Here is a 14,697-nt window from a genome sequence, read left to right as displayed (position 1 = left end):
TGGGCCCGCGTGCCGCTGGGGCTTCCGCACCAGCCGGTGGCCGAACGCACGGTCGTGCCGCTCGGCGGTCGGTGCGCGGTCGGGGGCCTGCGCTGGTTGGTGGCGGCCGAGCCGGTCCCGACCGCGGACGACGTCGCGACCTCGTGATGCGGATGTTCGTCGCGGTGCGTCCTGCGCAGGAGGTGCTGGACGACCTGGACCAGTTCCTCGAACCCAGGCGGGCTGCCGATCATGACCTGCGCTGGACCGACCCGGATCAGTGGCACCTCACCCTGGCCTTCCTGCCCCAGGTCCACGAGGACCGGCTCGACGAGCTCGTGGAGAGGCTCGGTGACGCGGCTCGGAAGCAGCCGCCTTTCCGGCTGCGGGTGCGTGGGGGAGGGGCCTTCCCGCACGCGGCGGGGGCGAAGGTGCTGTGGATGGGGGTGCCGGACGACGCCGGGGCCGTGCTGGGGCGACTCGCCACGCGGTCACGCCACGCCGCCGTGGCCTCGGGATCAGTCGTCGACGGCTCACGGTTCCACCCGCACCTCACGGTGGCCAGGGTCCCCCGAGGGACCGAGGCGACCCGCTGGCTGCGGATCCTGGAGTCCTACGACGGCCCCACCTGGACCGCGCTGCAGCTGAAGCTGGTCGAGTCGCACCTCGGCGAAGGGCGACACCGGCGCGCTCGTCATGAGGTCCGGGCCACGCTCCCCCTCGGCCGGGCTGCGGAGTGCTCGTAGCCGGGCCGAGGCCCGTCCTTCGCCGCGCCGCGCCGCATCGCACGGCGGGGGACGTCAGGGTGACGGCACCGGCGAGATCGGGCTCACCGGCACGGTCGGGGTGATCGGGGGAACCGGGGTGGTCGAGGGCGTCTCCTGCGGCGGTTCGTCGGCGTCGACCTCCTGCTTGCTCACGCCCATCGAGGGACTGCAGGTGCGTCCCTCCGCCGGCGCGTTCGCGATCGTCTTGCCGTTGACGACACTGACGTCGTCGTAGACCGGGCGGCCCTGGATGAGGTTGCGGTAGGTGTAGGTGGTGAGGGACTGCAGGCTGCAGTTCTCGCCGAACACCGCGATGTCGAAGGAGTAGGGCTGGCCGGTCAGCTCTCCCTCGTCGTGGCCGCCGTTCTGGTCGTTCGTCGTGGCGCCGGTCAGGAAGTGGCTCACCGTGCCACCTCCGGTGAAGGTGCCGATCTGGATCCGGTTGCCCTGGACCTCCGCCACGTGCATGTGCCCGTTGATCCGCAACTGCCCGGCCTTGACCGCCTCCACCGCGGAGGGCTCGTGGGACATCAGGATGTCGGGACGAGGGTGGCGGTCCTGGAAGACCCGCTTGAAGGCGGCGATCGCGGGCTTCTGCTTCTGGTCGTTGTTCTTGTTGTCGTCGCCGAAGTACCGCGGGTCGTTGAACCCGGCGATGGTGATCCCGTGGACGTCGACCTCGGTGTAGTGCTCCGGGCTCGGCTCCAGCAGGATGACGTTGGGGATGCGCGCCATCCGCTGCAGCAGTGACTGGTCGTGCGGGCTGCTCGCATCGTGGTTGCCACGGACGAAGACGTAGGGCACCGGCAGGCTCTGGATGGACTGGAACAGTCCGGCGACCTCGGCCTCCTTGACGTTGCCGAAGTTGAGCAGGTCGCCGGTATCGATCACGGCGGTGATGTGCTCGTCCTCGATGATCTTCTTCATGATCGGGTACTGGTTGGCGCCGTGGATGTCCGACACGAGCAGAAAGCGGGCCGCGGCCGGCTTGTCGAGCTCCTGCGGCACGAACTTCTCCTGCAGCGCCTGCGAGAGGGCCAGCAGGTTCTGCACGTAGGGAGTGGCCTGCTCGGCGCGGACCCGCACGTCGGCGAGCAGCCCGGCGTTGCTGCGCACCGTGCCCAGCAGGCTGGTGGTCTTGAAGGCCGCCAGGTTGTCGGGACGGTAGGCATACCAGGCGCTACCCGCCGGAACCAGCACCGCGCCGGTGGTCGCGATCACCGCGATCACGGCCTGGACCCGGGTCGGTTTCGCCCGGCGTCCCACGGCCAACAGCCCGAGCAGCACCACCTGGGTCAGCAGCGCCCCCCCGACGAACTTGGCGCCCAGCTGGATGATCGCCGAGCGCAGGGCGTCGTCCACCTCGTGCGGTGCGGGCTCGAGCAGGTCGAGCGAGACCGGGCGCTGGTTGAACAACTCGGTGACGCTGGCCTTGAGCTGGACCGGCGCGTCGATCCCGGGCGCCGGTGCCCATCCACCGAACTCGAGGTCGATGTCCCCGAACGTCGTGGGGCTGTGCAGCGTCGACGCCTGGGTCGGGAGCGGGGAGAGCCGCACGTCAGCCTCGTAGTGCTGGGTCTGCACGGTCGTGGGCAGGATGCTGGTGGTGCCGACCCCACCGAGGAAACCCGCGACCCCCAGGACCAGCACGGCGGCGACGCGGGACGCGCGACGCCGCAGGGCCGGGCGCCCGGGGCGTTTCTGCTCGGGCTCGCTCATCTCGATGGTCGCGCTCCTCCGCCCTGCGGGCCTCGCTGCGCTCGTGTCCTCGGGCTGTCGTCACTGCTCATGACGCCCGCCATGCTAAAGCGGGGCATCCGAGCCGGTAGCCTCCGGGGACGACCCGTCACGACGATCGGAGCACCCAGTGGACGCGGACGTCATCGTCGTCGGCGCCGGTCTGGCCGGCTTGGTGGCCGCCGCCGAGGTGGTCGCCTCCGGTCGCTCGGTCGTGCTGGTCGACCAGGAGTCGTGGCGCAACCTGGGCGGCCAGGCCTACTGGTCGTTCGGGGGCCTGTTCCTCGTGGACTCGCCGGAGCAGCGTCGGATGGGCATCCACGACAGCCACGAGCTCGCTTGGCAGGACTGGCAGGGCACCGCCGGCTTCGACCGCGAAGACGAGGACTCCTGGGGACGCCGTTGGGCACAGGCCTACGTGGACTTCGCTGTCGGAGAGAAGCGCAGCTGGCTGCGCGAGCGCGGCGTGCGTTTCTTCCCGGTGGTCGGGTGGGCCGAACGCGGTGACGGCAGCGCCAGCGGCCACGGCAACTCCGTCCCGCGCTTCCACATCGTCTGGGGCACCGGGCCGGGGCTGCTCGAACCCTTCGTCCGCGCTGCGCGGCACGCCTCGGACCGCGGCCTGCTCAGGACGCGGTTTCGCCACCAGGTCGATGAGCTGGTGGTCACCGACGGTGTCGTCACCGGCGTGCGAGGCACGGTGCTCGCCGAGGCGGATGAGCCGCGAGGTGTGCGCAGCAACCGCGACAAGGTCGGCGACTTCGAGCTGACCGGCCAGGCGGTGGTGGTGACGTCGGGTGGCATCGGCGCCAACCACGACCTGGTCCGGGCGAGCTGGCCACGGCGGCTGGGCACTGCGCCGACGGACCTGCTCACCGGGGTGCCGGCATACGTCGACGGGCGGATGCTCGCCATCAGCGAGACTGCTGGCGCCCGCGTGGTCAACCGCGACCGGATGTGGCACTACGTGGAGGGGATCCAGAACTGGGACCCCGTCTGGCCCGACCACGGGATCCGGATCCTGCCCGGCCCGTCGTCGCTGTGGTTCGACGCGTTGGGGCGACGGCTGCCCGCGCCCCTCTACCCGGGGTTCGACACCCTCGGCACGCTCGCCCACCTGCGAAGCACCGGGCACGACCACTCGTGGTTCGTGCTGACCCAGCGGATCATCGAGAAGGAGTTCGCGCTGTCCGGTTCGGAGCAGAACCCGGACCTGACCGGCAGGGACCTGCGACTGCTGTTGAAGCGTGTCGGGCCGGGCGCACCCGGCCCGGTGGAGGCGTTCAAGAGCCGCGGCACCGACTTCATCGTGGCCGACACCCTGCCCGAGCTGGTCCGGGGGATGAACCGGCTGACGCCGGAGCCGCTGCTCGACCCGGCCGAGCTCGAGCGGCAGGTCGTCGCACGCGACCGCGAGCTGGACAACCCGTTCGGCAAGGACTTCCAGGTGGCCGCGCTGCGCGGGGCTCGGCACTACCGGGGCGACCGGTTGATCCGCACCGCGGCACCCCACCGCATCCTCGACCCGGCTGCCGGCCCGCTGATCGCGGTCCGGCTGCGGGTGCTCACCCGCAAGACCCTCGGCGGGATCCAGACCGACCTGTCCTCGCGGGTGCTCAGCCCCGACGGCGCACCGGTGCCAGGGCTCTACGCGGCCGGCGAGGTGGCCGGCTTCGGCGGCGGGGGGGTACACGGCTACCGCTCCCTGGAGGGCACCTTCCTCGGGGGCTGCCTGTTCTCTGGTCGCACCGCAGGCCGCGCTGCTGCCACAGTGGTGGCATGAGAACGCGCCCCACGAAGAGCACCCCGGCCTCCGATACTGTGCGGGGACCCCGGCCTCCGATATCTCGCGGGGACTCCCGCCTTCGATCCTTTGTGGAGGCCCCTGCGTGAGGAACCACCGGTTCGAGGGGCTGGAGGAGCAGGCGCGGGAGCGCGGCGATCACCCGGCATACCAACGCCGCCCCTCCGACAGCGTCAGCTGGGGCCTGCGAGTGGCCTCGGCGTGGGCAGTGCGCTTCCTCGCGGTGGCGGCGGCCGTCCTCGTCGTCGTCTGGCTGCTGGACCGGGTCGCCCTCGTCACCGTCGCCGTCACCATCGCGATCATGTTCTGCTCGCTGCTGCAGCCCGCGGTCGCGTGGCTGAACGGGCACCGCGTGCCGCGGCCGCTGGCGGCGCTCGTCGTCTTCGTTCTCGGCTGCGCGGTCCTGGGACTGGCCGGGTGGTTCGTGGTCACGCAGATCACCAGCAGCTACGGGACGATCGACGAGCAGATCGCACAGGCCGGCGACTCGATCCGGACCTGGCTGGTGACCGGGCCGCTCGACCTGTCCCAGCGGCAGGTCGACCAGTACACGACCCAGCTCGGCGACACCCTCCGGGGCAACCGGGGCTCGCTGGTCTCCGGCTTCTTCGCCACGGCCACCAGCGCGCTCGGTGTCCTGTCCGGTGCCCTCTTCTGCCTGTTCGCCCTGCTGTTCCTGCTCCTGGACAACGGTTCCATCTGGAACTGGTTCGTGCGCATCGTCCCCGCCGGTGCCCGCCGGCCCACCGAGGCCGCCGGCGCCGTCGCATGGCGGACCCTGACCCGCTACATGCTGAGCCTCATCCTGCTGGCGGTGATCAACGCCGGGACGATGGTGGTGATCATGCTGGTCGCCGGCATGCCGCTGGTGGTCCCGCTCGGCGTGCTGCTCTTCCTCGGCTCCCTGATCCCGCTCATCGGCATCATCGTGGCCGGGGCCGTGGTCGCGCTGATCGCTCTCGTGACCGCCGGGCCCACGCTCGCCCTCATCATGGTCATCGCCCTGATCCTCACGGTCCAGCTCGAGGGCAACCTGCTCAATCCGTGGATCCTGGGCAAGGCCGTGCAGATCCACCCGCTGGCCATCCTGGTGACGGTTACCGCGGGCACCCTGCTCGGTGGCATCTTCGGGGCGTTCGTCGCGGTGCCCCTCGTAGCGGTGGTCAACAATGTGGTGTCCGTGGTGCGTCGGACCGGTGCCGGGCCGGTCCCGCCCGCCGTGACCGGACCGCAGGGTGTGGCCAGCTCGGAAGGTGACTGACGCCACGTCCCAGGGCCACCGGGCCGGGACGATGGTCCCTTCTGGGGCCGGCTCGTCTCTCCTAGATTCGACAGCATCGACAAGGAGGGGTCTGTGCCCAGAACGCAGCAACGTGATGTCCCGAACGCCGCAACCCGCGGGAGGCAACGTGACTTCGTGACTTTGCCCGAGCCGGATGGCATGGTGTCCCGAACGGCGGGGCCCACCACCCTCGCCGGGGCCGCGAGGGCCCGCGCCGGGAGAAGTTCAGCAGGAGGCGAGATGACGAGCACTGCGCCCGGATCGCGGCGCCCGTGGGAGATGCTGGCGCTCGCGACCGTGGGCTTCGCCGTGACCTTCTGGGCGTGGAACCTGATCAGTCCTCTGGGCAGCCACTTCGCCGACAAGCTTTCGCTCAGCCCGTTGCAGACCTCGCTGCTCGTCGCGGTGCCGGTCCTGGTCGGCTCGCTCGGCCGGATCCCGGCGGGCGTGCTGACCGACCGCTTCGGCGCTCGAGTGATGTTCCCGCTGCTGGCCGCGATCACGATCCTGCCGGTGCTGTTCACCGGACTCTTCGGCACGTCCTACGCGGCACTGCTGGTCGGCGGCTTCTTCCTCGGCATCGGCGGCACGACGTTCGCGGTCGGCGTCCCGTTCGTCAACGCCTGGTTCCCGCCCGAGCGGCGCGGCACGGCCATCGGCATCTTCGGCGCCGGAACGGTGGGGACGGCCGTCTCCGCCTTCACCACGGTGCACATCAGCGACGCGCTGGGCAGCGCGGCCCCGTTCCTCATCGTGGCCGTCGTGCTGGCCGTCTTCGCCGTGGCGTCGTGGTTCCTCCTGGAGAACCCTCCGGGCCGTCCCACCTCGCGCCGAGGCTCAGCACTGGCCGGGGTGTGGGCCACCCTGCGCCGCCCGGTGACCTGGCAGCTGGCCCTGCTCTATGCGTTGGGCTTCGGCGGTTTCGTGGCGTTCAGCGTCTACCTGCCCACCAACCTGATCAACGCCTACGGCCTCACCGCTGGTGACGCAGCACTGCGGACCGCCGGGTTCGTCGTGTTGGCGGTCGTGGCCCGCCCGGTCGGCGGGTGGCTGTCGGACCGGTTCCACCCCGTCCCCGTGCTGCTGGTGTGTTTCGTCGGCTCGGGCCTGTTCGCGCTCCTCGCCGGGTTCGAGCTGCAGCTGCTGCCCGCGGGCACGGTGGCCTACCTCGGGTTGGCGATGCTGCTCGGCGCTGCCGCCGGCGCCGTCTTCGCGCTGGTGTCCCGCCTGGTGGAACCGGCCGCTGTCGGCTCGGTCACCGGCGTGGTCGGGGCGGCTGGCGGACTCGGCGGATTCGTGCCCCCGCTCGTGATGGGCAGCATCTACGGAGCAACGGGGAGCTACCAATGGGGCCTGTTCCTGCTGGCCCTGGCCTGCGCCACGGTGGCGCTGTTCACCTGGCGCGTCTTCGGGCACGGAGGTGACGCCCTGCCCGCCACGGACGAGTCTGCATCTGGCACCCTGACCGATACGAACAGCGATCTCTGACATCTTGACTGGTAAACCGCTAGGTAGGGCCAACGAAGGGACGTGCCGGTGACCACCACCTCCGCCAAGAACCCCGGCCCGGGCAGCCCCGGCCTCGACGACGGTGTCACCGACGCCATCCTGCGCACGAGTCGCTTCTTCCGGCGCGACCTGGTCTCGGACGACCTGCGCACGCTGCACAAGACGGGTGGGCGTGAGGCCGACAGCTTCTACCGCGACCGGTGGAGCCACGACAAGGTGGTGCGCTCGACTCACGGGGTCAACTGCACGGGGTCCTGCTCGTGGAAGGTCTACGTCAAGGACGGGATCATCACCTGGGAGGCGCAGCAGACCGACTACCCGTCGATCGGCACCGACCGCCCCGAGTACGAGCCGCGCGGCTGTCCCCGCGGCGCCGCATTCTCCTGGTACACCTACTCACCCACCCGGGTGCGTTACCCCTACGCGCGCGGCCTCCTGCTCGAGATGTACCGCGAGGCCAAGGCCCGCACCGGCGACCCGGTGCTCGCCTGGGCGGACATCGTCGAGGACCCGGAGCGGTCGCGCCGCTACAAGGCGGCCCGTGGCAAGGGCGGCCTGGTGCGGTGCACCTGGGAGGAAGCCGTCGAGATGGCCGCGGCCGCCCATGTGCACACGGTCAAGACCGCCGGGCCGGACCGGGTGGCCGGGTTCTCCCCGATCCCCGCGATGTCGATGATCTCGCACGCCGTCGGGTCGCGCTTCGTCAACCTCATCGGCGGGACCATGCTGTCCTTCTACGACTGGTACGCCGACCTCCCCGTCGCCTCGCCACAGGTCTTCGGCGACCAGACCGACGTGCCCGAGTCGGCCGACTGGTGGGACGCGGGCTATCTGGTGATGTGGGGCTCCAACGTCCCGGTGACCCGCACCCCGGACGCCCACTTCATGACCGAGGCGCGCTACCGCGGGCAGAAGGTCGTCGTCGTGTCGCCCGACTACGCCGACAACACCAAGTTCGCCGACGAGTGGATGCGACCGCACCCGGGCACCGACGGAGCCCTCGCCATGGCGATGGGCCATGTCGTGCTCAAGGAGTTCTTCGTCGACCGCACGACCGACGAGTTCACGTCATACTGCAAGAAATACACCGACCTGCCCTTTCTGGTCACCCTTGAGGAGCGTGCCGACGGCACTCGGGTCCCATGTCGCTTCCTGACGGCGGCAGAGCTGGGTGGCGAGGAGGCGCAGGCCGAGAACGCCGGATCCAAGACGGTGCTGCTGGACGCAGCCGGAGCACCCACCGTGGTCAACGGCTCGCTCGGGTTCCGCTACGGCGAGCAGGGTGTCGGGCGCTGGAACCTCGACCTGGGCGACGTCGACCCGACCCTGAGCCTGTATGACGACCAGGCCGGTCAGGGGGAGGCCTCCCGGTCCGAGTCGGTGCCGGTGCTGCTGCCCCGGTTCGACGAGCCGGACGGTTCGGCGGGGTCACTGGTCCGCGGAGTGCCCGTGCGCGAGGTGGGCGGCAAGCTGGTGACGACGGTCTACGACCTGCTGCTCGCGCAGTACGGCGTCGGCCGGGTCGGCCTTCCCGGTGAGTGGCCCGAGGGGTATGACGACTCCGCCCCCTACACCCCCGCCTGGCAGGAGCAGATCACCTCGGTGCCGGCGGCCCAGGCGACGCGGATCGCCCGCGAGTTCGCGCAGAACGCCATCGATTCCGGCGGCCGCTCGATGATCCTGATGGGAGCCGGCACCAACCACTGGTTCCACTCCGACCTGATCTACCGGGCCTTCCTGACGCTGACCACGCTCACCGGCTGCCAAGGGGTCAACGGCGGGGGCTGGGCCCACTACGTGGGGCAGGAGAAGGTCCGTCCGCTCACCGGCTACACGCAGATGGCGACCGCGAACGACTGGTCACGGCCACCGCGACTGATGATCGGCACCGGCTTCTTCTACCTGCACACGGGTCAGTGGCGCTACGACGCCTTCGAGGCGTCTGCACTCGCCTCGCCCCTCGGCTCGGGCCGCTTTGCCGGCAAGTCGACGGCGGACCTGCTCGCCATGTCGGCGCGGCTCGGCTGGATGCCGTCCTATCCCACGTTCGACCGCAACTCGCTCGACCTCGTGGACGAGGCCGAGGCGGCCGGGGCTGATCCGCGCGAGCACGTGGTCTCGGAGCTCAAGGAGGGCCGACTGCGTTTTGCCGCAGAGGATCCCGACGGGCCGGGCAACGCCCCCAAGGTGATGACTGTCTGGCGCTCCAACCTGCTCGGCTCCTCCGCCAAGGGCAACGAGTACTTCCTCAAGCACCTGCTCGGCACCGACGCCTCGGTGCGCGCCACAGAGGCGCCCGAAGGGCAGCGTGGCGAGGACATGGTCTGGCGGGACAACGAGGACGGGTCGCTCGACGGCAAGCTGGACCTGCTGCTCACCCTCGACTTCCGGATGACCAGCACCACGCTGTTCTCCGACATCGTGCTGCCGGCGGCCACGTGGTACGAGAAGTTCGACCTGTCGAGCACCGACATGCACCCCTTCGTCCACGCGTTCAGCCCGGCGATCCCACCGCCGTGGCAGACCCGCACCGACTTCGACGCGTTCCACGCACTGGCGCGGTCGTTCAGCCAGCTGGCGGCCACCCACCTCGGCACCCGCCGCGACATCGTGGCGATGCCGCTGGCCCACGACACCATCGACGAGATCGCCAACCCCACCGGGGAGGTCCGTGACTGGCGTGCCGGCGAGTGCGAACCGGTCCCCGGCGTCTCGATGCCCAAGCTCGTGATCGTCGAGCGGGACTACGCCGCCGTCGCGGACAAGATGGCCAGCGTGGGCCCGCTCGTCGAGGAACTGGGCATGACCACCAAAGGAGTGACCTTCCACCCCGAGCAGGAGGTGGAGTGGCTGCGGCAACGGTCCGGCACGGTGCACCGCGGCGCCGGCGCCGGCCGACCCTCGCTGGCCACCGACAAGGACATGTGCGAGGCCGTCCTCGCGCTGTCCGGCACGACCAACGGACGCCTGGCGACGGAGGGCTTCCGGCAGCTCGAGGCGCGCACCGGGACCGAGCTCGCCGACCTGTCGTCGGACCATGCCGGCAGCAGGATCACGTTTGCCGACACACAGAACCGACCGTCGCCGGTCATCACGTCGCCGGAGTGGTCGGGCAGTGAGCACGGTGGCCGCCGCTACTCGCCGTTCGTGATCAACACCGAGCGGCTCAAGCCGTGGCACACGCTGACCGGACGGCAGCACTTCTTCCTCGACCACGACTGGATGCACGAGATGGGGGAGGCGCTGCCGACCTTCCGACCGCCACTCAACATGCACCAGCTGTTCGGTGAGCCGCAGCTCGGCGAGGGCGGCGCGACCGAGCTGACGGTGCGCTACCTCACGCCCCACTCCAAGTGGTCCATCCACAGTGAGTACCAGGACAACCTGCTGATGCTCAGCCTTTCCCGGGGCGGGCCCAACATCTGGATGAGCGCCCTGGACGCCGAGTCCATCGGTGTCAAGGACAACGACTGGATCGAGGCCGTCAACCGCAACGGGGTCGTCGTGGCCCGCGCGGTGGTCACGAGCCGGATGCCCCGCGGCACGGTGTACATGTACCACGCGCAGGACCGGGTCATCGACGTGCCGCTCGCCGAGGCGAGCGGCAAACGGGGCGGCATCCACAACTCTGCCACGCGGGTCCTCGTCAAACCGAGCCACCTGATCGGCGGATACGCCCAGTTCTGCTACGCGTTCAACTACATCGGCCCCACCGGCAACCAGCGTGACGAGGTCACGGTCATCCGCCGGCGCAGCCAGGAGGTGCAGTACCGGTGAAGGTCATGGCGCAGATGGCGATGGTGATGAACCTCGACAAGTGCATCGGGTGTCACACCTGCAGCGTCACGTGCAAGCAGGCGTGGACCAACCGCAGCGGGGTGGAATACGTCTGGTGGAACAACGTGGAGACGCGGCCCGGGCAGGGATACCCGCGCACCTACGAGGACCAGGAACGGTGGCAGGGCGGTTGGCGGCTGACCAGGACGGGCCGGTTGCGGCTGCGCGCCGGCAGCCGGCTGAAGAACCTGGTCACCATCTTCTCGAGTCCCACGATGCCGGCGATCCAAGACTACTACGAGCCGTGGACCTATGACTACGACACGCTGATCTCCTCGCCGCTGACGAAGCACACGCCTGTGGCGCAACCGTATTCGCTGATCAGCGGCCAGCCGATGAAGATCAGCTGGAGCGCCAACTGGGACGACGACCTCGGCGGAGCCCCGAACGTGACCCAGAACGACCCGATCCTGAAGAAGGTGTCGGACGAGATCAAGCTCGAGTACGAACGCACCTTCATGTTCCACCTGCCGCGCATCTGCGAGCACTGCCTCAACCCGAGCTGTGCCGCGTCCTGCCCGAGTGGGGCGATCTACAAGCGCAGTGAGGACGGCATCGTCCTGGTCGACCAGGACAAGTGCCGTGGCTGGCGCAAGTGCGTCACCGGCTGCCCCTACAAGAAGGTCTACTTCAACCACAAGACGGGCAAGGCGGAGAAGTGCACGTTCTGCTTTCCCCGCATCGAGGTCGGCATCCCGACGGTCTGCTCCGAGACGTGCGTCGGGCGGCTGCGCTACATCGGGCTGGTGCTGTATGACGCGGACCGCGTACTCGACGCGGCCTCCACCGAGGACGAGCACGAGCTGCTCGCCGCCCAGCGCTCGGTGTTCCTCGACCCGGATGACCCGGAGGTGCAGCGCGAGGCGGAGGCGGCCGGCATACCTCACGACTGGGTGCGAGCGGCGCAGCGCTCGCCGGTGTGGAAGTTGATCAACCGCTACGAGGTGGCGCTGCCGCTGCACCCGGAATACCGCACCATGCCGATGGTTTGGTATGTCCCTCCGCTGTCGCCCGTGGTCGACCAGGTCCAGGAGACCGGCGTGGACGCGGAGGACGTGGACACGCTCTTCGCCGCGATCGAGAGCCTGCGGATCCCGGTGGAGTACCTCGCCGAGCTCTTCACGGCCGGCGACACGGTGCCGGTGACCGGGGTGCTGCACAAGCTCGCGGCCATGCGCTCCTACATGCGTGACCTCAACCTCGGCCGTGACCCCCGGCCGGAGATCCCCGCGGGTGTCGGGATGAGCGAGGAGGACATGTACGAGATGTACCGCCTGCTGGCTCTTGCGCCCTACGACGAGCGTTACGTCATACCACCGGCTCACAGCGAACAGGCGCACCAGCTGGAGGAACTCGTCACCGAGTGCGCCGTGGCGAACGTGGACGACGGGCTGGAGCAGGACTACGCAGGCGTCTCCGGACCGTTCGGGGAGGGGTCGGGCGAGCAGTCCCAGCCGATCGCGGTCGAGACGCTGCAGGCGCTGCGCACCAGGCAGACGTCGGACGAGAGCTGGGGACCACCGGACAAGCATCGGCGGGTCAACCTGCTCAACTGGGACGGCCAGGGGATGCCGCGGGGCCTGTTCCCCCGCAAGCGGAAGGGTGACGTCGATGAGTGACGACCGGACGGCCGCGCTCTACCAGGCCGCCTCGCTGCTGCTGCAGTATCCCGACGACGCGGTGCTGGGCCGACTCCCGCTGTTGCGGGCCGTGGCGGCCGAGCAGCCCGCGGACGCTCGGGCGGGACTCGCCCTGGTGCTCGATCGGCTGGAGTCGGTGCCCGCGGTGGAGGTCCAGACCGACTACGTCGAGACCTTCGACCTGCGTCGCCGTTGCTGCCTCTACCTGACCTACTACGCCCACGGCGACACGCGCAACCGCGGCATGGCGCTGCTCAACTTCAAGTCGGCCTACCGCCGGGGCGGGGTGGTCCTCGACGAGGGCGAGCTGCCCGACCACCTCGCGGTCGTCCTCGAGTTCGCAGCCACGGTGGACCTCGCCGAGGGGCGCCGACTCCTGCTGGAGAACCGTGCCGGGTTCGAGCTGCTGCGGCTGGCCCTGCGCGATCGCGGATCGGCCTACGTCGGTGTCCTGGACGCGATCTCGACCACGCTGCCGACGATTCGCGGCGACGAGCGGGACGCGGTGGCCCAGCTGGTCGCTCAGGGACCGCCCGCCGAGGAGGTCGGCCTCGATCCCTACACGGACCTGGCCATGGCCGGACGAGGGAGCGGGTCATGAGCGGCGCGTCGACGCTCGACATCCTCCTGTGGGTGGTGTGGCCCTACGTCTGCCTCGCCGTGTTCGTCTTCGGTCACTGGTGGCGCTACCACTACGACAAGTTCGGGTGGACCACCCGCTCGTCCCAGCTCTACGAGTCGCGGCTGCTGCGTTGGGGCAGCCCGCTGTTCCACTTCGGCATCCTCTTCGTGTTCCTGGGCCACGTCATGGGACTCGGCGTACCCAAGTCCTGGACCTCGGCGGTCGGCATCTCCGACCACCTCTACCACCTGATGGCGATCACGATCGGGGCGGTCGCGGGCTTCTGCACCATCGTGGGGATGATCATCCTCATCTACCGGCGCCGCACCGTCGGCCCGGTGTTCAGTGCGACCACCCGCATGGACAAGGCGATGTACCTCGTGCTTGCAGTGGTCATCCTGCTCGGTCTGGCCAACACCGTCGGACAGGTCATCGGTGAATACGACTACCGCGAAGGCGTGTCGATCTGGTTCCGTGGGATCTTCCGGTTCAGCCTTCACCCCGACCTGATGGCCGCGGCACCGCTGACGTTCCAGCTGCACGGGTTCATCGCCATCTTCCTCTTTGCGATGTGGCCCTTCACCCGGCTGGTCCACGTCTTCAGCGCGCCGATCGGCTACCTGTGGCGACCCTACATCGTCTACCGCGCCAAGCCGGAGGGACGACTGGGCTCGGCTCCGACCCGACGTGGCTGGGACCGCAGCGACCTCAAGCGCTGATCACCCCGTACGGGAGCCACGGCACCAATCTCCTGGAATCGACCTACGTCCACAGGCTTTTGCCTCTACGGTGGCGTCACTACACGATTCGTCGAGGTGGCTCGCCCGGCGGGATGGTGCCGGACCGGGGACTCGGGAGCTGGCCGTCGCCGACCACTTTGCCCGAGGGCCTGTTGGCCGCTCGGAGCAGCCGACTCCCATATCGCCCGAGCCTCTCCGCGAGGGAGGCAGAGACGGACCGTCATGAGCGTTGTCACACGCCCTTCCCGCTTCCTGAGTTTCCTGGCCGGCGCCTTCCTCATGATCGCCGGCGGCCTGATGTTCGGGATCTCCACCGCATCGGCCGCCCCGCCGAGTCACAGCCCCGCCAACGTCTCGCTGGCCGCCGCGGACTCCATGCAGATCAGCGCCAAGGCGTTGACCGACCACGAGTGCAACGACAGTGAGTGGCACTTCGTCATCACCCAGGTGAACGCGGAGTCCAACGCCCCGGCGTCGATCACCGTGACCTTCGCCGACGGTGCGTCCGTGGCCGTCCCCCTCACCAAGTTCACCGGGAAGGTCGCGCACTACACCTACGTCGGCCACCTCGACAGCACCATCGTGTCCGCGGCCACCAGCAACTACTCCGGCTGGCCCGGCCAGTTCAACCTGTCGCACGGTCCTTGCGGGACCAGCCCGACGTCCACCCCCACGGGCACGGCGACCTCCACGCCGACGGCCACCGCGACGGCAACCGCCACCGCAGGGCCTTCGGGCGCAGCAGGCGGAGCCGGCCCCCAGGCTCCGGGTGGCTCGTCC

10 protein-coding genes are annotated in these 14,697 nt (G+C 69.7%); 9 read left to right on the top strand and 1 reads right to left on the bottom strand.

What is annotated here, in order from left to right:
- Positions 1 to 146 precede the first annotated feature (146 nt).
- Positions 147 to 725, top strand: coding sequence for an RNA 2',3'-cyclic phosphodiesterase (gene thpR, locus FRW57_RS08350; RefSeq protein ID WP_152185784.1), 579 nt, complete (start codon positions 147 to 149; stop codon positions 723 to 725).
- A 54-nt stretch (positions 726 to 779) separates the two neighbouring features.
- Here the strand turns inward: thpR and FRW57_RS08345 are convergent, their stop codons facing one another.
- Positions 780 to 2,465 (bottom strand): metallophosphoesterase family protein, encoded by a 1,686-nt coding sequence (locus tag FRW57_RS08345; protein ID WP_137119676.1) that lies wholly within the window; start codon positions 2,463 to 2,465, stop codon positions 780 to 782.
- Between the two features lie 148 nt (positions 2,466 to 2,613).
- Between FRW57_RS08345 and FRW57_RS08340 the strand changes: the two genes are divergently transcribed.
- The 8 genes from FRW57_RS08340 to FRW57_RS08305 form a co-directional block, all read left to right on the top strand.
- On the top strand, positions 2,614 to 4,266 hold the full coding sequence (locus tag FRW57_RS08340) for an FAD-binding dehydrogenase (RefSeq protein ID WP_137119677.1): 1,653 nt from the start codon (positions 2,614 to 2,616) through the stop codon (positions 4,264 to 4,266).
- A 106-nt stretch (positions 4,267 to 4,372) separates the two neighbouring features.
- A complete protein-coding gene (locus FRW57_RS08335) occupies positions 4,373 to 5,548 on the top strand; it encodes an AI-2E family transporter (RefSeq protein WP_162529307.1) in 1,176 nt (391 codons plus the stop codon).
- Between the two features lie 261 nt (positions 5,549 to 5,809).
- Entirely contained in the window at positions 5,810 to 7,057 is a 1,248-nt protein-coding gene (locus FRW57_RS08330) for an MFS transporter (RefSeq protein WP_137119679.1), read from the top strand.
- A gap of 48 nt (positions 7,058 to 7,105) precedes the next feature.
- Positions 7,106 to 10,855 carry a nitrate reductase subunit alpha gene (locus FRW57_RS08325; protein WP_152185782.1) on the top strand — a complete coding sequence of 1,250 codons (3,750 nt, stop codon included), beginning with the start codon at positions 7,106 to 7,108 and terminating at the stop codon, positions 10,853 to 10,855.
- On the top strand, positions 10,852 to 12,534 hold the full coding sequence (gene narH / locus FRW57_RS08320) for a nitrate reductase subunit beta (protein ID WP_137119681.1): 1,683 nt from the start codon (positions 10,852 to 10,854) through the stop codon (positions 12,532 to 12,534). Before FRW57_RS08325 ends, narH begins: the two co-directional genes overlap by 4 nt.
- Positions 12,527 to 13,156, top strand: coding sequence for a nitrate reductase molybdenum cofactor assembly chaperone (gene narJ, locus FRW57_RS08315; protein ID WP_137119682.1), 630 nt, complete (start codon positions 12,527 to 12,529; stop codon positions 13,154 to 13,156). Before narH ends, narJ begins: the two co-directional genes overlap by 8 nt.
- Positions 13,153 to 13,896 carry a respiratory nitrate reductase subunit gamma gene (narI, locus tag FRW57_RS08310; protein WP_137119683.1) on the top strand — a complete coding sequence of 248 codons (744 nt, stop codon included), beginning with the start codon at positions 13,153 to 13,155 and terminating at the stop codon, positions 13,894 to 13,896. The genes narJ and narI overlap by 4 nt, the downstream gene beginning before the upstream one ends.
- Positions 13,897 to 14,139: 243 nt before the next feature.
- Positions 14,140 to 14,697 (top strand): hypothetical protein (locus tag FRW57_RS08305; RefSeq protein ID WP_203230259.1); only part of this gene is annotated, 558 nt, incomplete at its 3' end.

Source organism: Segeticoccus rhizosphaerae, assembly GCF_009192725.1.
In the GTDB taxonomy this organism is placed as follows: Bacteria; Actinomycetota; Actinomycetes; order Actinomycetales; family Dermatophilaceae; genus Segeticoccus; species Segeticoccus rhizosphaerae.
This window is presented reverse-complemented; position numbering and strand designations above follow the sequence as displayed.

Excerpts from the sequence above, each read along its gene's own strand:
- thpR (WP_152185784.1), top strand. The coding sequence starts at position 147 with ATGCGGATGTTCGTCGCGGTGCGTCCTGCGCAGGAGGTGCTGGACGAC.
- FRW57_RS08345 (WP_137119676.1), bottom strand. The coding sequence starts at position 2,465 with ATGAGCGAGCCCGAGCAGAAACGCCCCGGGCGCCCGGCCCTGCGGCGT.
- FRW57_RS08330 (WP_137119679.1), top strand. The coding sequence starts at position 5,810 with ATGACGAGCACTGCGCCCGGATCGCGGCGCCCGTGGGAGATGCTGGCG.
- narJ (WP_137119682.1), top strand. The coding sequence starts at position 12,527 with ATGAGTGACGACCGGACGGCCGCGCTCTACCAGGCCGCCTCGCTGCTG.
- narI (WP_137119683.1), top strand. The coding sequence starts at position 13,153 with ATGAGCGGCGCGTCGACGCTCGACATCCTCCTGTGGGTGGTGTGGCCC.